This is a genomic window from Parapusillimonas sp. JC17 (assembly GCF_052180245.1).
Classification (GTDB): domain Bacteria; phylum Pseudomonadota; class Gammaproteobacteria; order Burkholderiales; family Burkholderiaceae_B; genus Parapusillimonas.
In genome coordinates this window covers 2,668,540-2,683,901 of record NZ_CP197474.1, presented here as the reverse complement: position 1 = coordinate 2,683,901, position 15,362 = coordinate 2,668,540, and the positions used below count along the sequence as shown (strand labels likewise).

The 15,362-nt window shown below is 59.5% G+C and carries 22 protein-coding genes; 21 read left to right on the top strand and 1 reads right to left on the bottom strand.

Annotated elements, in window-relative coordinates:
• Window positions 1–9 precede the first annotated feature (9 nt).
• From ACSBPU_RS12890 to ACSBPU_RS12840, 11 genes are all read left to right on the top strand, one after another.
• Window positions 10–726: a Rha family transcriptional regulator gene (locus ACSBPU_RS12890; protein WP_442592493.1), complete on the top strand. Its 717-nt coding sequence runs from the start codon at window positions 10–12 to the stop codon at window positions 724–726.
• Window positions 723–1,508 (top strand): YdaU family protein, encoded by a 786-nt coding sequence (locus tag ACSBPU_RS12885; protein ID WP_442592492.1) that lies wholly within the window; start codon window positions 723–725, stop codon window positions 1,506–1,508. The genes ACSBPU_RS12890 and ACSBPU_RS12885 overlap by 4 nt, the downstream gene beginning before the upstream one ends.
• On the top strand, window positions 1,495–2,244 hold the full coding sequence (locus ACSBPU_RS12880) for an ATP-binding protein (protein ID WP_442592491.1): 750 nt from the start codon (window positions 1,495–1,497) through the stop codon (window positions 2,242–2,244). Before ACSBPU_RS12885 ends, ACSBPU_RS12880 begins: the two co-directional genes overlap by 14 nt.
• The gene (locus tag ACSBPU_RS12875; protein WP_442592490.1) at window positions 2,241–2,429 is read left to right on the top strand and encodes a hypothetical protein; all 189 of its coding nucleotides are present in this window, start codon (window positions 2,241–2,243) and stop codon (window positions 2,427–2,429) included. Before ACSBPU_RS12880 ends, ACSBPU_RS12875 begins: the two co-directional genes overlap by 4 nt.
• On the top strand, window positions 2,426–2,800 hold the full coding sequence (locus ACSBPU_RS12870) for a hypothetical protein (RefSeq protein WP_442592489.1): 375 nt from the start codon (window positions 2,426–2,428) through the stop codon (window positions 2,798–2,800). Before ACSBPU_RS12875 ends, ACSBPU_RS12870 begins: the two co-directional genes overlap by 4 nt.
• Complete coding sequence (locus ACSBPU_RS12865) at window positions 2,797–3,477, top strand: metallophosphoesterase (RefSeq protein WP_442592488.1); 681 nt, start codon at window positions 2,797–2,799, stop codon at window positions 3,475–3,477. Before ACSBPU_RS12870 ends, ACSBPU_RS12865 begins: the two co-directional genes overlap by 4 nt.
• Window positions 3,474–3,962, top strand: coding sequence for a DUF3310 domain-containing protein (locus ACSBPU_RS12860; protein ID WP_442592487.1), 489 nt, complete (start codon window positions 3,474–3,476; stop codon window positions 3,960–3,962). Before ACSBPU_RS12865 ends, ACSBPU_RS12860 begins: the two co-directional genes overlap by 4 nt.
• A 9-nt stretch (window positions 3,963–3,971) precedes the next feature.
• A complete protein-coding gene (locus ACSBPU_RS12855) occupies window positions 3,972–4,325 on the top strand; it encodes a hypothetical protein (protein WP_442592486.1) in 354 nt (117 codons plus the stop codon).
• Between the two features lie 2 nt (window positions 4,326–4,327).
• The gene (locus ACSBPU_RS12850) at window positions 4,328–4,522 is read left to right on the top strand and encodes a transmembrane Fragile-X-F family protein (RefSeq protein WP_442592485.1); all 195 of its coding nucleotides are present in this window, start codon (window positions 4,328–4,330) and stop codon (window positions 4,520–4,522) included.
• Window positions 4,523–4,749: 227 nt separating this feature from the next.
• Window positions 4,750–5,568, top strand: coding sequence for a hypothetical protein (locus ACSBPU_RS12845; RefSeq protein WP_442592484.1), 819 nt, complete (start codon window positions 4,750–4,752; stop codon window positions 5,566–5,568).
• A 259-nt stretch (window positions 5,569–5,827) separates the two neighbouring features.
• The gene (locus ACSBPU_RS12840) at window positions 5,828–6,256 is read left to right on the top strand and encodes a hypothetical protein (RefSeq protein ID WP_442592483.1); all 429 of its coding nucleotides are present in this window, start codon (window positions 5,828–5,830) and stop codon (window positions 6,254–6,256) included.
• Between the two features lie 220 nt (window positions 6,257–6,476).
• Here the strand turns inward: ACSBPU_RS12840 and ACSBPU_RS12835 are convergent, their stop codons facing one another.
• Window positions 6,477–7,085: a hypothetical protein gene (locus tag ACSBPU_RS12835; protein WP_442592482.1), complete on the bottom strand. Its 609-nt coding sequence runs from the start codon at window positions 7,083–7,085 to the stop codon at window positions 6,477–6,479.
• An 88-nt stretch (window positions 7,086–7,173) separates the two neighbouring features.
• On the opposite strand from ACSBPU_RS12835, the gene ACSBPU_RS12830 reads away from it, so the two are divergent.
• The 10 genes from ACSBPU_RS12830 to ACSBPU_RS12785 all read left to right on the top strand — a co-directional run bounded on the left by ACSBPU_RS12830 (window position 7,174) and on the right by ACSBPU_RS12785 (window position 15,362).
• Window positions 7,174–7,647: a terminase gene (locus ACSBPU_RS12830; RefSeq protein ID WP_442592481.1), complete on the top strand. Its 474-nt coding sequence runs from the start codon at window positions 7,174–7,176 to the stop codon at window positions 7,645–7,647.
• Window positions 7,607–8,893, top strand: coding sequence for a terminase large subunit domain-containing protein (locus ACSBPU_RS12825; protein WP_442592480.1), 1,287 nt, complete (start codon window positions 7,607–7,609; stop codon window positions 8,891–8,893). Before ACSBPU_RS12830 ends, ACSBPU_RS12825 begins: the two co-directional genes overlap by 41 nt.
• Window position 8,894: 1 nt before the next feature.
• Entirely contained in the window at window positions 8,895–10,271 is a 1,377-nt protein-coding gene (locus tag ACSBPU_RS12820; protein ID WP_442592479.1) for a DUF4055 domain-containing protein, read from the top strand.
• Entirely contained in the window at window positions 10,258–11,292 is a 1,035-nt protein-coding gene (locus tag ACSBPU_RS12815) for a phage head morphogenesis protein (protein ID WP_442592478.1), read from the top strand. The genes ACSBPU_RS12820 and ACSBPU_RS12815 overlap by 14 nt, the downstream gene beginning before the upstream one ends.
• A 9-nt stretch (window positions 11,293–11,301) precedes the next feature.
• The gene (locus tag ACSBPU_RS12810; protein ID WP_442592477.1) at window positions 11,302–11,562 is read left to right on the top strand and encodes a hypothetical protein; all 261 of its coding nucleotides are present in this window, start codon (window positions 11,302–11,304) and stop codon (window positions 11,560–11,562) included.
• Window positions 11,563–12,147: 585 nt separating this feature from the next.
• A complete protein-coding gene (locus tag ACSBPU_RS12805; protein ID WP_442592476.1) occupies window positions 12,148–12,942 on the top strand; it encodes a DUF6651 domain-containing protein in 795 nt (264 codons plus the stop codon).
• 72 nt (window positions 12,943–13,014) lie between these two features.
• Complete coding sequence (locus ACSBPU_RS12800; protein WP_442592475.1) at window positions 13,015–14,160, top strand: P22 phage major capsid protein family protein; 1,146 nt, start codon at window positions 13,015–13,017, stop codon at window positions 14,158–14,160.
• Between the two features lie 48 nt (window positions 14,161–14,208).
• Entirely contained in the window at window positions 14,209–14,544 is a 336-nt protein-coding gene (locus tag ACSBPU_RS12795) for a hypothetical protein (protein WP_442592474.1), read from the top strand.
• 3 nt (window positions 14,545–14,547) lie between these two features.
• Window positions 14,548–14,919 carry a hypothetical protein gene (locus tag ACSBPU_RS12790; RefSeq protein WP_442592473.1) on the top strand — a complete coding sequence of 124 codons (372 nt, stop codon included), beginning with the start codon at window positions 14,548–14,550 and terminating at the stop codon, window positions 14,917–14,919.
• Window positions 14,916–15,362 carry a hypothetical protein gene (locus ACSBPU_RS12785; protein WP_442592472.1) on the top strand — a complete coding sequence of 149 codons (447 nt, stop codon included), beginning with the start codon at window positions 14,916–14,918 and terminating at the stop codon, window positions 15,360–15,362. The genes ACSBPU_RS12790 and ACSBPU_RS12785 overlap by 4 nt, the downstream gene beginning before the upstream one ends.

The window sequence follows — 15,362 nt, the reverse complement described above, 5'->3', positions numbered from 1 at the left end:
GAAGTGCAAATGACTATGACTCAAATTGTACCAGCCCAAAAAGGTAATGCAATGGCTTTGGTGGTTTCTGATGCCATCAGTATGACCAGCCTTGAAATCGCTGAGCTTGTGGAAAGGCGCCATGACAACGTGAAGCGCACTATCGAAACTCTTGTGAAGAGGGGGGTTATAGCTTCCCCTCAAATTGAGGAAAAGACCACAGCAGGCCGCCCGATGCAGGTATGCGTCTTTTCCGGAGAACAAGGCAAGCGCGACAGCATCATCGTGGTCGCTCAGCTTTCCCCCGAGTTAACCGCTCGGCTTGTAGACCGCTGGCAGGAGCTTGAGGCGCAAGTCGCCCCCGCTATTCCTGACTTTGCTGATCCGGCTGCTGCCGCCCGCGCCTGGGCAGAGCAATACGAGGCCCGGAGAATTGCTGAGCGCACCAAGGCCGAGATCGGCAGCCGGCGTGAAGCTACAGCCATGAATACCGCAAGCCAAGCCGTGAAGCAAGCAAACAAGCTCGCTATCGACCTGGATCGCTCAAGGCAGTACGCCACCGTCAAGCGCATGGAAATGCTCTATCACGGCCAGAAGTTCAACTGGCGCCTGCTGAAGAGCACCGCATCCGAAATGGGAATTCCTTCCGTCGACATCTTCGATGCGAACTACGGCACTGTGAAGGCCTATCACGCCGACGTGTGGCGCGAAGCGTATGCGCTTGAGATCGAGGTGCTGGCGGAATGAATTACTTCAGCCACAACATCGGCGACTACGCTCAAGCAACGATGCACCTATCTCTTGTTGAAGACGCCGTATACAGCCGCCTGCTGCGTCGTTACTACGCCGAAGAAACCCCCCTCATTGACGATCAAGCGCAACTTTGCCGTTGGGTTGGCGCGCGAGCAGAGGAAGAGCGCGAGGCTGTCGAAGTGGTCCTCAAAGAGTTCTTCGAGCTGCGCGACGGGTATTGGCACAACAGCCGGGCCGACCGCGAGATCGAAGCGTATCGGGCCAAGAGCACCAAGGCCGCAGAGTCGGCAGCAAAGCGTTGGCAGCCTAAGCCCGAGCAGAAAGAAAATGACCCGCATTGCGAAGGCAATGCGACCGCTATGCCGACGCATACCGAAGGCAATGCTAACCAAGAACCAATAACCATTAACCAAGAACCACTTAAAGAAAAAACAAAGCAAAAAAGCCCAGCCGCTGCGCGGCCCGCTTCGCTCTCTGTTTCTGACCTGGTGGCCCATGGGGTTGATGCCCAGGTTGCAGACGAGTTCCTGGCAATCCGAAAACGGAAGCGTGCTGTGCTGACCTCGCTGGCTCTTGAGGGCATACGCCGGGAGGCTGGCCGGGCCGGAATAACACTGGATGCGGCGCTGCGAAAGTGCGTCGAGCGCGGCTGGCAGGGATTTGAGGCGGCATGGATGAAAAACGATAGGGCGGCAATGGCCGCAGGAGCATCGCAGCATGGAAACTTTGCAAAACAAGACTACCACGCGGGAGTTGGGGCGGATGGCAGTTTTTAACGTCCTCGAGGCCGTAAACCGCTCATGCGACAAGCATGGTGACTTCACGGACCAGCGCTATCGCTTCGGCTGGACCGGGTGCCAGGCCTGCATGGCCGAGCGGCGCGAAGCTGAAGACCGGGAGCGCATTGCCCAGCAGCAAGCCGACTGGGAGCGGGCGCGACTGCAAAACCTGTTCCGGCGCTCCGCAATCCCGCCCAGGTTCGAGGATCGCAGCCTGGAGAACTACAGCGCCGATCTGCCCGGCCAGGCTAAAGCTCTGGCAATCGCCAAGCAATACGCTGCAACATTCGACGAGAGCGAGGGCGTGAGCCTTATTTTCTGCGGTGGCGTGGGCTCCGGCAAGACGCACCTTTCCATCGGCATCGCCAAGGAGCTCATGCGTGGCAATCGTTCGGCGCTTTTCATGTCCGTCATGGGCGCCGTGCGTAGCGTCAAGGAAACCTGGCGCAACAGCGACGTCTCCGAGCGCGAGGCACTTCAAAACTTGATAGATCCGGACCTGCTGATTCTGGACGAGGTGGGCGTGCAGTTCGGCAGCGACACCGAAAAGTTGATCCTGTTCGAAATCATCAATGGCAGGTATGAGAACCGGCGCTCGACCATCGTGATCAGCAACCTGGCCATTGATGCGCTGACGCAGTATCTGGGCGAGCGCGTAGTTGACCGGTTACGCGAAGGCGGCGGCAAGTTGGTCGTGTTTGACTGGCCGAGCTTCAGGAGGCGAGCGGCATGACCCCGGCCGAGCTCCAAGCCCTCTGCACCCACCAGCCCTACTACCAAAAGGGCTGCATCGCCTGCAATGCCCGCTACGTGAAGTTCCTGCGGCCCAGCCGGCAGAAGCAGGACGCGTACCTGGCGGGATTGTCCGAGCACGAGCGCGCGCTGACGTTGGAAATTTTGAAGGGGGAGAGGGAATGACCTTAGACCGCCTAACCATCACCTTGCCCTGGCCAAACCCGGCCCTGTTCCCTAACGCCAAGGGCGGCAAGCACTGGGCCTCATTCCAGGCCCCGAAGGTGCGCGCCCGCCAGGATGGTTATCTCGCCGCCCGGCAGGCCCTCGGGAGACACACGTTCTCGCCATCGGATCGTATGCCGGTAAGCGTCATGTTCGCGTTCCCTGACCGGCGCAACCGCGACATCGAGGGCTGCATCGGGGCCATCAAGCACTACGTCGACGGCATCGCTAAGGCCCTGGGCGTGGACGACAAGATTTTCAGGCCTTGGACGCTGGACGACTGCCTGGACACCAAGAAGCAGGGATTTGTGATTGTGGAGTTAGGAGCATGACGCAAATGATTAAGCGCTTCGAGCGCAACATCAAAGGCCGCGACTTCGCAGTGGGCGACATTCATGGCCATTTCTCCCGGCTGCAGCAAGCGTTGGATGCCATCGGCTTCGATCCCGCCAAGGGAGATCGCTTGCTTAGCGTCGGGGATCTGGTTGACCGCGGCCCCGAGTGTGAGCGCGCCATCGATTGGTTGGCACAGCCCTGGTTCCACGCGGTGCGGGGCAATCACGAAGACATCGCGATCCGGTACGCCAAGGGCAATCCCGTAGACCCCGGCAACTACAGCGCCAACGGCGGCGACTGGTTCATGGCGATGGACCATAAACGCCAGAAGGAATTCGGCGCCGCATTCGATACGCTGCCTTACGCCATCGAGGTCGAGACCGAGGCCGGAATTGTTGGGCTCGTGCATGCCAACGTGCCGACGAACGACTGGGGCGAGCTGCCCGAACTCCTTCTGTTCAACCGCTACACCCGTGACCGCGTAATGTGGGATCGCGGCCGCATCGAATCCATGAATACCCAGGCGGTGGAAGGTGTGCGCGCCGTTGTGGTTGGGCATACACCCCTCGATCGCGTGACGGTACTTGGCAACGTCCACCACATCGACACTGCCGGCTGGCATGCGACGGGGCATTTCACGCTTCTGAACCTTGAAACCTTGGAGGTCGCATGACTCACGACGGCGTAGAGCGTCCAGCTCACTACACCCACGCCGAGAACGGCATCGAATGCATCGACGCAATCCGCGCCGCGCTGGGCCGAGAAGGCTTCATCGCCTTTCTGCGCGGCCAGGTGATTCGCTACCAGTGGCGACTCGGCCATAAAGACTCCGCGGCACAAGACGCCGGCAAGGCCCGCTGGTATGCGGCCAAGCTGGAGCGGGTGCTGAAGGAGGGCGGTGCCCAAGCCGCCCGAAAACAGCCCGAAACCCGCATGAGATCAGAGAAAGAGGGCGGTGCCCAAGGCGGATGGAATGAGTGGGCTGGCGGCCCCAGTCCGGTTGCTCACGATGCGCTTGTAGACCTGCAACTCAGATCGGGTGCCCAGCTTGTGAATTGTTTGGCAATGAAGCGCTCATGGGGCTGGAAACGATCATGGGACGACATCGTCGCCTACCGATTATCCAAACAGCCCACCTACTCACCCGACATCATCTAAGGAGGTTTTATGGCAAACGACTACAAACTCAAAGCAGATGCAATCAAGAAGCTGGCAGAGCAGGGCAAGCACCTTACCAGCCGCGCGACCATGCAAGACATCTGCTTGGCTATTGGCCGCACGCCGCGCACCGGAACTACTGCGCGCAGCATCATCAATGTCTTCCTCGGCACCCATACCGAGCCGCCCAAGACCGCCAGCATCCCGCGCTACCAGCCGACGTTTCGCCCGCAGGATCCTGCAAAGCTGCCCAAGCACCCGCGTCAAGCCGACATAGACCGAGACCAGCCGCCCATGCAAACGATGCATGGCATTGGCAATTACAAACAGCCCGGCGGGTTTCTGCCGGAAGTGTGGAGGTGAGCGTGATCCTTATCCTTGTTTTCCTCGGCGCGTTGGCGCTGATGCTCATCGGCCTGAAGCTGGCCGAAGTTGGCTCCGTAGTCTCGTGGTCATGGGCGATGGTCTTGTCCCCGATCTGGGCGCCGCTGGCTGCTGGCCTGATCGTTTTGATGGTTGCCCTATTTGTGGAGGCCGCTGGCAAGGCATGGAAACGATAACCGAGTTCACCAGGGTAGCCATCCTGGGCTATTTGGCCTGGTGGCTGTGGTACTGGAGGATCTGATGAAGATGCGCTACCGAAGGCGGTTCGACCACAGCCATGCTCAGCGCGAGCTGATGCGGGTGAAGAGATGCTACCGGTTTGCTTTGGCTATGGGTCCATCAATTGATGCACTTGCGGCAGCCATTGCTGAGTTCGAAATGGCCTGCTGCGCGGTGATGAGGCATGTCGCAAGCCAGTATGAGTCATCAATGCGACGAGGTGGCGGCAATGGCCTATGAGGCATGGCAGTACAGAGATCCTGCATTGGTCCTCGAGCGCCAGCAGGAGCAGGAGCGCCGGCGGGTCGAGCGCGGCCGAGAATGGCGGGCGGAACAGGCCGATATCAAGATGAAATCATTATTCGGAGGTGCAGTGGCAAACGAACCCCTATTCTCGAGCGCTCACGCTGCGATCGTCTATGCGCTGAATTACAGCCATCAGCATTACGATCGACCGCTTATGAACCGCCTGGCGGGAGGGCCCGCGCCGCTTGGCAAGGGCCTGTCGGGTATAGATGGCGCGGCGCAGGCAGGCATGATTCGTGGATTGATAGGACAACTGTCAGATCACGAATGCGCTTTGCTGGTTGCATATTGCTCGCCAAAGCAGGTGCCGATCCCCGGCAATCATGGCGATAAGATCGTGGTCGAGAACAAGGCGGTGCGTGTTCAGCGCTGGTCGATGAACCCGGAATACCAGCACGCGGTGCACGAGGTGGCCAACAGCAGAACCATTCAGATACTAACCGCGTCGGATTTCACCACGAAGCGTGGCATTCGCGTTGCGTGCGTGGCGAGGTGCTTCGGCGACAAGATCAATCTGCAGGATGCTGCTGAGGCTTGCAACGTGTCTTATCCCACAATGAAGCGGATGCACCGCGGCGTGCGCGACTACCTATTGGGCACCAACGGCGCGGACGGCCAGAGCGCGACACTCGGCGCCATTCAACAGGCGATGAATCGGGCAGAGGGATTGTTCAGGGAAAGCGGCGTTATAGATTGACGTGATCCTTTTTTGGTTCTAAAATGCTGTTTATCGATACAGTGCTTTATTGCGCTTAGGATTCTGAGCCTCGCCCGAAACGGCGGGGCTTTTTCGTTTTCGCGGGTAAGCTCAAGGTGAGTCGCAGGGTAGCCATCCCTAGCTGAGATCGGTTCGATTCCGACTATCCGCTCCAGTTGTCTCCTCAGGCTGTCACACCCAGCCCCTCGCGCCCGCTCGAGTCTTCGGATTCGGCGGGCGCAGTCTTTTTGGAACCTCCATGCCCGACACCAAGCTCATGACCGGCCGCGATCTCGGCAAGGCCATCTGCGCCCACTTCGGCCTGAACATCAACCAGGTCCAGTCCGACTACCGGATCAAGACTGATCTCAATGGGCTGGCCAGCATCAACCTCACAATCAGCTTGACCCCTGATGATCTGGCGGGGATTGCGCGGGCGGCAGGGGCTGATGGCGTGCAAACCTTCACGGCAACCGGACACTTCTGCAAGCCTAGCCCAGTTGCGACGGTCGCCGTTGATGCCGAGACGAGCGAAACCCTCCGCTGTTATGGCGGCAGCGCGAAGGCCGATTCCCGCCTGGACGAAGTCGTGTCGCTGCTCAAGCAGCTAGTCGATCATGCAAAGCGGGAGCGCGCCGCGCGCTACATGACCGTAGCTCCCGTGTGTATTGTCGAGCCCGGTGCGTGATGGGCTCCGACGCAACCATTGAAGGATGGGACGGCTGATGCTGTTTTGCCTCTCCGTCTGCGACCAGGCCAAGCGAGTCATCCTTGATCAGGATTGGTACGGGGAAGTGCTCGCTGTCGTTGAGGGGCGGAGCTGGGTCGAGGCGAGGGAAGAGGCTGAGTGTCACCCGGCACTGGATGCGTTCACGTACCGGGCGGGGTGGGGGTGGATGAGGCGCGGTTCAGATTGATTTCCAGCGGCTCAGGGCATTTTCCTGTTGTAGTTGTGCTTGCGCTTTGGATAGGTCGATGCAAACTCCAATGTATTCCCGAAGGGTAGCCACATACACATCGCAGGTGGGGCACTCAGGGCTAACCCAAGAACTCAACTCGTAAGTACGCCCGTCGCAAGATCGTCTCCAAGATGCACCTGGCGCCATGGTTGGGCTAAACAAGTTCGCGTTGAATAGCGGCCTTCCCAGTTCACTGGCGACGAGATCGAATATTTCGCGCAGGTAATCTCGGGTCAATGTGTCAGCGGTGCCGGCATTCTTACTGCGATGTGGTGGGGTCTTGGTGTGCTGGCCGGCGCGGGTGACGTGCTGCGGGAGCTTAGAATAGAGTGCGTCGAGGGTCGATTTGAATTGATGCACCGACTCATCGCTCATTTCGCTGAACTGTTTCGCATTCGCTGCGATCTGTCGCTCTACTTCCTTCTCCATCCACGCTTTGATTTGAGCAGCCAATTCGAGTAAGAGTTTTTCTAGATGGCCGTCCAGCTCGATCTCCAGAGTGCTGCGATGAGAGGAAAGGCTTCGGATAGTGGCATTCAGGTCTTCATTAGATGGCATGTCTACTCCTTGTGATGGCAATGCCTATTCTAGACACACTTTCGTTACAAACAAAGGAGTGCGCCCATAGGCGTCTCAAAGGCGCACTATGGCCAGACCCTCACGATACAAAGCCGAGTTCGCGGAACAGGCGGAAAAGCTGTGCCGGCTCGGGGCAACCGACAAGGAGATGGCGGACTTCTTCGGTGTGACAGAGAAGACGATCAACAACTGGAAGAAGGCCCATCCGCAGTTTTTACAGGCCCTAAAGGCGGGCAAGCAACTGGCAGATGCGGAAGTGGCGGACAAGCTCTTCCAGCGCGCCATCGGCTACAGCCACCCGGACGTACATGTCAGCAACTACCAGGGCGAGATCACTATCACGCCGTTGACCAAGCATTACCCTCCTGACCCGACGAGCATGATCTTCTGGCTGAAGAACCGTCGGCCCGACCTGTGGCGCGACAAGCCAGAGCCGACTGATGAGGACGGCAACGCAACGCCTGTGAAGGTGGAAATAAGCGTCAAGGACGCAAGAATCCGTGACGACGATCAGCCCGACACTGAACCGGCCTCAAGCTGAGTTTCTGGCGCTGCCGCAGAAGTTCCGGGCGTTTGTTGCTGGCTTCGGCTCGGGGAAGACCTGGGTGGGTGGCGGTGCACTGTGCCAGCACGCATGGGAGCATCCGGGGGTAAACGCCGGCTACTTCGCTCCAACGTACCCGCAGATCCGCGACATCTTCTACCCGACGATTGAAGAGGTGGCGCACGACTGGGGGCTGCGCACGAAGATTCACGAGACGAACAAGGAAGTTCACCTGTTCGCCGGCCGGCAGTATCGAACGACGATTCTTTGCCGGTCGATGGAAAAGCCGGGTGAAATCGTTGGCTTCAAGATCGGCAAGGCGCTGATCGATGAGCTGGATGTGATGAAGGCCGATAAGGCTGCCACGGCCTGGCGCAAGATCATCGCCCGGATGCGGTACAAGCTGGACGGCCTGAAGAACGGTATTGACGTCACGACGACGCCCGAAGGATTCAAGTTCGTCTATCAGCAGTTCGTGAAGCAGCTGCGGGACAAGCCATCGCTTCGGGGGATGTACGGGCTCATTCACGCGAGCACCTACGATAACGAAGCGAATCTGCCGGATGACTACATCGACAGTTTGCGCGAGTCTTACCCGCCGCAGCTGATCGAAGCGTACCTGCGCGGACTGTTTGTCAATCTGGCCAGCGGCAGCGTCTACCCGAATTTCGACCGGCGCCTGAATCACATCGGCGAAGTCGAGCGTAAGGGTGAGCCACTGCATATCGGCCTGGACTTCAACGTCCTGAACATGACGGCGACGATCAACGTGATCCGGGACGATCAGCCGATTACGGTTGGGGAACTGACGAAGGTGCGCGACACGCCAGAGATGGCGAGGATGCTGAAAGAGCGATTCAGCGACAAAGGCCATGCCGTGGCGATCTACCCGGACGCTAGCGGTCAGAACACCAGCAGCAAGAATGCGTCAGAGTCTGATCTGTCGATACTGCGCCAGGCCGGCTTCACGGTTCGCGTGAACAGCCGAAATCCGGCAGTGAAAGACCGCGTGAACGCTGTCAACGCCATGATCTTGAACGACAAGACAGAGCGGCGCTGGAAGATCAATACAGACCGCTGCCCGACACTGACCGAGGCGCTGGAGCAGCAGGCGTACGACAAAAACGGTGAGCCGGACAAAAAGACCGGGCATGACCACCCGAATGATGCGCAAGGGTATTTCCTTGTGCACCGCTATCCAATTGTGAAGCGCGCCGCCAGCGTAACCCCACTGAGAATCTGACATGGCATTGAAAGTCTACGAACAATCCCCGCAAGTGGCGACGATGGCCAAGAACTGGCCTATTGTTGCTGCTCTGCTGGGCGAGACGCAGGCCATGCGCGACGCCGGCGAGACGTTCCTGCCGAAATGGCCGAACGAGGATGCCGACAGCTACAAGGCGCGGCTGAGCACGGCGACATTGTTCCCCGCCTTTCCGCGCACGTTGGGCGTGATGGCTGGCAAGCCCTTTGCCAAGGCCCTGACCTACGGCGACGACGTCCCGGCGAAGATCAAGGAGTGGTGCGACGACGTCGATCTAGAAGGCCGCAACCTGCACACTTTCGCCAGCGAGATGCTGGCCGAAGTGCTGGGCTTTGGCTTGGCCGGCGTCCTGGTCGACTATCCGAGGGTGGGAAATATCCGCACGCTAGCCGAAGAGCGCGAGCTGGGCGCCAGGCCGTACATGGTCAAGGTGACGCACGACCAGATCCTTGGCTGGAAGACAGCCAAGGTGGGCGGCGTGACAAAGCTCGCGCAGTTGCGGCTTGCCGAGGCGGCTGAAGAGGATGATGGCGAGTACGGCACCAAGCAGGTGAAGCGCGTTCGCGTGCTCACGCCAGGCGCCTGGGAGCTGTGGCAATCGCAGGGCGAAGGAAAAGAATACGTGCTGATCGATGACGGCACGACGACGCTGGCAGAAATCCCCTTTGTGCCGTTCTACGGCCGACGGCTGGGGTTCATGATGGGGCGCTCGCCGCTGATGGGTTTGGCCTACCTGAACGTCAAGCACTGGCAGAGCCAGAGCGATCAAGACACGATTTTGCACGTTGCCCGTGTTCCGATCCTCGCCATGATCGGCGCCGAGGATGGCTCCACACTCACGGTGGGCGCATCGGCGGCAGTAAAGCTGCCGCAGGGCGCTGACCTGAAGTACGTCGAACACGGTGGTGCCGCGATTGCCGCCGGCGAAACGTCGCTGGAGAAGCTGCAAGACCAGATGATCCAGACAGGCGCCGAACTGCTGATGCCGCAGCCCGGCCAGCGCTCCGCGACCGAGGCAAACAACGATGCCGAGGCCAACAAGAGCGAGCTGCAGCGTATCGTCGAAGCGTTCGAGGACAGCCTTGATCAATGCCTGTGGTTCATGTCGGCCTGGTCGGGTGGTGACGACGGCGGCCACGTGTCGGTCTACAAGGACTTCGCGGCGGGCTCACTGTCGGATGCGGCCGGTCAGCTCATCCTGGCTTTCCAGCAAGGCGGGCTCATCACCAAGCGCACGGCGATCATCCAGGCACAGCGGATTGGAGTGCTGGCGCCAGATATCAAGGTTGATGATGAACTTGAAGCCGTGGCGCAAGAGGGCCCAGCTCTTGGGTTGATTGACAATGGCGGCAAGTGAGCTGGATGCGGTCACCCGCCATCAAATCTACACTGGCAGGTATTCGACCAGCGTGGCAAACCGCCTCATTGCGATACTGAACCGGGCAGACAAAAGCCTGATTGCGCAGATCGAGGAAGTGCTGCAGGAAGCGCCCGAGAGCTTTAAAGCTCAACGTATCCAAGCTCTGCTCGTTCCGGTAAGCAATCAGCTCAAGGCCTTGTATACCGAGGTTGGCAGCGACCTGAAGGCTGCTCTTCGCGAGTTCACCCAGAACGAAGCTCACTTTAATCTGGCTTTGCTCAAGAGCGCCGCAGAACGGGCGCACGTCACGGCCTCGCTGGCGTCGGTGTCGCCCAACACGGTTTATGCTGCTGCGATGGCGAGACCGTTCCAGGGCGTGCTACTTCGCGAAGCGCTTTCAGGTGTAGAGGCGGGCACCGCGACGAAGATACGCGATGCGATCCGCATGGGCATTGTCGAGGGGCGAACGAACGACCAGATTATCCGGGTGATTCGCGGCACAAAGGCCAGCGGCTATGCTGACGGCCTGCTGGACTGGTCGCGGCGAAGCGTGGACTCGCTGGTGCGCACGGCAGTCAACCACACGTCCAACGTAGCGAGGCAGCATTCTTATGAGGCCAACAGCGATATTCTTGGCGGATGGATGTATGTCGCCACGCTCGATGGCAGGACAACGCTTAAATGTGCTTCGCTCTCTGGCAAGGTGTTCCCGGTAGGCAAAGGGCCGATGCCCCCGCAGCACTGGGGATGCCGCTCAAGCTCGATTCCCATGCTCAAGGGCCAAGACAAGCTTTTTGGCCAGCGGGCGAGCAAAGACGGGCCGGTCGATGCAAACCTGGGTTTTTCTGACTGGTTGCGTGATCAGCCGGCAGACGTTCAAGACGACATTCTCGGCGCCGCACGAGCGGAGCTATTCAGGGCCAAGAAGATTCAGATTGACCGATTCACCGATGCGCGGGGCAATGTCCTGACGCTTGACGAACTCAAAAGGAAGGACAAAGAGCTGTTTGGTGCGTAAAATGGCGGGATGCTTAAAATCGTTCCGCCACCACCGCCCATGACGCCGGCTGAGAAGCTGCGCGAGAGCGTGAAGCGTCGGGCTAGGCCTGACGGCATGATCCAGTGCAACCGCTGCGGCAGTCGAACGATTATGACCACGGTTACCGGCGCATTCATCAAGAATGGCCGCAAATCGGGCGGCACTGTGACTGATAAGGACGTTTGTTACCATTGCCACCAGCGCGGCATCTTCAGCCAGATGCTGCCTGAGCTGAAGAGGATTAAATGAAGGCGATGACAGAGCGAGAGATACAGTTCGTGCGCTCCCTCGACCGGGAAGTGTACGGCCGTGTATCAGATGCTGAATTAGCCGAAGGCCTTCAAGGCTCGCATTTTCATGAGCGCGTTCGATTCACGATAGCGCTCGAAGACTTCATTAAGGAAATCAAAGTGCTTGTTTCGCCTTGGCTCTGTCGCCTCCAATGTTGGGTGCAGAGGATCGGATGATGCAGAGCAATACGACGCCCAGCTTGGATCCAGCACGCGCAGATGGACAGCCGCCTCGAACCCTAAGGGACGAGCTTGATGAGCTCGCCGCAAATGGCTTTGATGATGAAGTGGCTGCTACCAGGGCAAGGATGCGAGGGCATACAGAGTCGTTTCTTCGCGTCCTATTAAATACCAAATAATGTTCTGACCCGCTTCGGCGGGTTTTCTCATTTCTGGGGCTTCACTTTCGAGTGAGGCCTTTTGCTTTTGGCCGCCTGTGGCAACTCGGGCGGCTTTTTTTATGCCCGCCTGGGGGATTACCGGCGGGTGAGTCGGGGCGGACGCCCCAAAAGAGTCGAGCCGGATGGCTCAAGGAGATCAGGAAATGAAGCTGAAAACCGTGGAAGTAGACGGCAAGATGTATGCCGAAGTGCTCGATGGGAAGCCTGTGTTTGTGGGTGAGGATGGCAAAGAAGCGGCATTTGATGCTGTAGCCACGAAAGCCACCATCAGCCGCATGTTTGGCGAAAACAAGTCCTATCGGGAGCGGGCGGAAGCCGCCGAATCCAAGGTCAAGCTGTTCGAAGGCATCGAAGATCCCGAAGCGGCGAAAGTAGCACTGGAAACCGTGAAGGATATCGATGCCGGAAAGCTCGTGCAGGCCGGCAAGGTCGAAGAGGTCAAGGCCGCCGCCCTGAAGGCTGCCGAAGACCAATTCAAGGGCCAGATCAAGCAACTGTCCGATGCCAAGACGGCACTGGAAACGGAGCGCGACACGTTCCGCAGCCAGCTCCACGAGGAAATCATCGGCGGCAGCTTCGCTCGGTCCAAGTTCATCACTGAAAAGGTAGCCGTGCCTGGAGACATGCTCCGGGCGACGTTCGGCAACCGCTTCAAGGTCGAGGATGGGAAGCTCGTGGCCATCGGCCAGGACGGCAACCCGATTTACTCCAAGACCCGCATGGGCGATCCCGCCGACTTCGACGAAGCCATTGAAATCCTGATCGACCAATACCCGTACCGCGACAACATTCTCAAGGGCTCCGGCGCCAACGGTGGCGGCGCTCAACCAAGTGGCGGCGGGGCAGGGAAGAAGTCCATGGGCCGCGCAGCCTTTGAGGCACTTGACCCGGCAGGCCGGGCTGAGTTCGTCAAGGGCGGTGGCACGGTGACTCAGTAAAGCCAATCCGCTGGGCGTGCCCCGGCAAAGCAACCGTATCGCCCCACCGGGGCACAACCATAGGAGCCAATCATGGCAAACACCCTCAATAAACTGATTCCCGACCTCTATGAGGCGCTGGATGTTGTCAGTCGCGAGCTGACCGGCTTCATCCCCGCGGTGAGCCGAAACTCCAGCATCGAGCGAGCTGCGCTCAATCAGGAGGTCATCGTTCCTGTCACGCAGGAAGAAGAAGCGGCCGATAACACCCCGGGCGTGACCGCGCCGAACACCGGTGATACCGATGTCGGCGACGTGGCCGTCAAGATCACCAAGTCCAAGCACGTGCCCGTGCGCTGGAACGGTGAAGAAACTCGCGGCCTGCAAAACGCCGGCACGTTCTCCACCATTCAGGCCGACCGCTTCTACCAAGCCATGCGGAAGCTGGTGAACGAGATCGAAAAGGATCTGTGGCTGGAAGCATACAAAAACGCATCCCGCGCCTACGGCACCGCCGGCACCACGCCGTTTGCGACGGCAAGTGATCTGTCGGATTTTGCTGGCGTGCTGCGTGTCCTCGAAGAGAACGGCGCACCGCGCAACGACCTGCAGCTTGTCCTGGGCCATGCTGCCATTGCCAATCTGCGCGGCAAACAATCCGGCCTGTTCAAGGTCAATGAGGCAGGGCGCGATGACCTGCTGCGTAACGGCATCACCGACCGCGTGATGAACATGGCCATCCGCCAGTCTGACCCCATCACCATTCACACCAAGGGCACTGGCGCGTCTTACGTTACCGATGGCGCGCTGGCAGCGGGCGCTCGCAGTGTGGCAGTCAAGACTGGCACAGGCACCCTTCTGGCCGGTGACATCGTTACCGTGGGCGCCGGCGGCGAGAAGTACGTCGTCAATGGCGGCATTGCGGCTCCTGGCGCATTCACTATCGGCAGCCCTGGGCTTCTGGGCGCGGTGGCTGATGGCGGCGCCGTGACGGTGGGCAACAGCTACACCCCCAACGTCGCATTCGCCCGCTCGGCTGTGGTGCTGGCGACTCGTGCGCCGGCCATGCCCGAGGGCGGTGACGCCGCTGACGACGCCATCACCATCACCGACCCGGTGACCGGCCTGTCGTTCGAGGTCGCGGTGTATCGCCAGTTCCTGCAGATCGTCTACCACGTTCGCCTGGCCTGGGGCTGCCGCGCCATCAAGCCCGACCACATCGCCGTTCTGGCGGGCTAACCCAACCTGCCGGGGCCTTCGGGCTCCGGCGTCACTCAAGGAGCCGACATGGCTGGATTGACCAAAGAACAGAAGGCCGCGCTGGCCGCCGAAGCCGCGGCAAAAGCGGCTAATGATCACGCGAAAGCGATTGAAGCGAAAGCCATCGAGCTGTCGGGCTTGTCGGCAGAAGAGTTTGCGGCGCTGCCTGATGACGACCGGGCCAGGCTGATCGAGCAAGCCAAGGCTGATGTGCCCGCGCAACCTCCCGAGGCAGCAAAGCCTGCGGCCAAAGCCAAGGCTGACGATAGTCACCTGATCGCCATGCGCAAAGATGGCGACACCATCAAGGTGCATTCGTCCTGCGTGGCCGATCACAAACGCCTGGGCTGGGTCGAGGCGTAAGCCATGATCGCCTACATCACCGTCACTGACGTTGACAGCCTACTTGGACCAACCTGGACGGCGCCGGAGAAGAAAGAACGCGCCGTCCTGATCGCCAATGTATGGCTGACAAATAAGAATCTGCCCGAGCTCGACCCTATTCCCGATGAATGGACTCAAGCCGGGGCCGAAGTCGCACGCGAGGCGGCGGCCGGCACCATTTATGGACATACAGAGATGGGCGTAACAAGCAAATCCGTGTCGGCTGGCGATGTATCGAGCGCGAAAACGTTCTCCAGTGCTCATAAGGTCACATCGGCGGGCGAAACACTGGCCCTGGCGCTGCTCGGCCCTTGGCTGGGCAATAGCAGCATGATCAAGTTGGTGCGCGCATGACTGTCATTGCGTGGGATGGAAAGGCCCTAGCCGCCGATAGGCAATCGGAATGCGGATCAGTCAAGTCCTCGGTCTGCAAAATATTCAGGGTTCGCGACGGCATTGCTGGCATCAGCGGCAACCTGTCGGTCGGTATGGAAGTGTTGTCTTGGTATGAGGCAGGCGCGGCGCCTGAGCGGTACCCCGATAGCAACCGGCGACTCGATGAGGGCGCAACGCTTACCGTGATACGCGCCGAAGATGGGAAGCCGGCCGTCTATTTCTACGAGTCTTCGCCGCACCCCTTCCGCTCATGTGATCCGTTCGCAGCAAGAGGAAGCGGCGCCGGCGAGGCTCTTGTGGCAATGGCTTGCGGCAAGACCGCATCCGAGGCTGTGCTGCTTGCGCAGGCATTCAATCACACATGCGGCTTAGGGGTCGATGTGTTGGAATTTGAGGACTGA

What these genes read in the sequence shown, in the direction of transcription:
- ACSBPU_RS12890 (WP_442592493.1), top strand. Translation starts at nt 10, where the DNA reads ATGACTATGACTCAAATTGTACCAGCCCAAAAAGGTAATGCAATGGCT.
- ACSBPU_RS12885 (WP_442592492.1), top strand. Translation starts at nt 723, where the DNA reads ATGAATTACTTCAGCCACAACATCGGCGACTACGCTCAAGCAACGATG.
- ACSBPU_RS12880 (WP_442592491.1), top strand. Translation starts at nt 1,495, where the DNA reads ATGGCAGTTTTTAACGTCCTCGAGGCCGTAAACCGCTCATGCGACAAG.
- ACSBPU_RS12875 (WP_442592490.1), top strand. Translation starts at nt 2,241, where the DNA reads ATGACCCCGGCCGAGCTCCAAGCCCTCTGCACCCACCAGCCCTACTAC.
- ACSBPU_RS12870 (WP_442592489.1), top strand. Translation starts at nt 2,426, where the DNA reads ATGACCTTAGACCGCCTAACCATCACCTTGCCCTGGCCAAACCCGGCC.
- ACSBPU_RS12865 (WP_442592488.1), top strand. Translation starts at nt 2,797, where the DNA reads ATGACGCAAATGATTAAGCGCTTCGAGCGCAACATCAAAGGCCGCGAC.
- ACSBPU_RS12860 (WP_442592487.1), top strand. Translation starts at nt 3,474, where the DNA reads ATGACTCACGACGGCGTAGAGCGTCCAGCTCACTACACCCACGCCGAG.
- ACSBPU_RS12855 (WP_442592486.1), top strand. Translation starts at nt 3,972, where the DNA reads ATGGCAAACGACTACAAACTCAAAGCAGATGCAATCAAGAAGCTGGCA.
- ACSBPU_RS12845 (WP_442592484.1), top strand. Translation starts at nt 4,750, where the DNA reads ATGTCGCAAGCCAGTATGAGTCATCAATGCGACGAGGTGGCGGCAATG.
- ACSBPU_RS12840 (WP_442592483.1), top strand. Translation starts at nt 5,828, where the DNA reads ATGCCCGACACCAAGCTCATGACCGGCCGCGATCTCGGCAAGGCCATC.
- ACSBPU_RS12835 (WP_442592482.1), bottom strand. Translation starts at nt 7,085, where the DNA reads ATGCCATCTAATGAAGACCTGAATGCCACTATCCGAAGCCTTTCCTCT.
- ACSBPU_RS12830 (WP_442592481.1), top strand. Translation starts at nt 7,174, where the DNA reads ATGGCCAGACCCTCACGATACAAAGCCGAGTTCGCGGAACAGGCGGAA.
- ACSBPU_RS12820 (WP_442592479.1), top strand. Translation starts at nt 8,895, where the DNA reads ATGGCATTGAAAGTCTACGAACAATCCCCGCAAGTGGCGACGATGGCC.
- ACSBPU_RS12815 (WP_442592478.1), top strand. Translation starts at nt 10,258, where the DNA reads ATGGCGGCAAGTGAGCTGGATGCGGTCACCCGCCATCAAATCTACACT.
- ACSBPU_RS12810 (WP_442592477.1), top strand. Translation starts at nt 11,302, where the DNA reads ATGCTTAAAATCGTTCCGCCACCACCGCCCATGACGCCGGCTGAGAAG.
- ACSBPU_RS12805 (WP_442592476.1), top strand. Translation starts at nt 12,148, where the DNA reads ATGAAGCTGAAAACCGTGGAAGTAGACGGCAAGATGTATGCCGAAGTG.
- ACSBPU_RS12800 (WP_442592475.1), top strand. Translation starts at nt 13,015, where the DNA reads ATGGCAAACACCCTCAATAAACTGATTCCCGACCTCTATGAGGCGCTG.
- ACSBPU_RS12795 (WP_442592474.1), top strand. Translation starts at nt 14,209, where the DNA reads ATGGCTGGATTGACCAAAGAACAGAAGGCCGCGCTGGCCGCCGAAGCC.
- ACSBPU_RS12790 (WP_442592473.1), top strand. Translation starts at nt 14,548, where the DNA reads ATGATCGCCTACATCACCGTCACTGACGTTGACAGCCTACTTGGACCA.
- ACSBPU_RS12785 (WP_442592472.1), top strand. Translation starts at nt 14,916, where the DNA reads ATGACTGTCATTGCGTGGGATGGAAAGGCCCTAGCCGCCGATAGGCAA.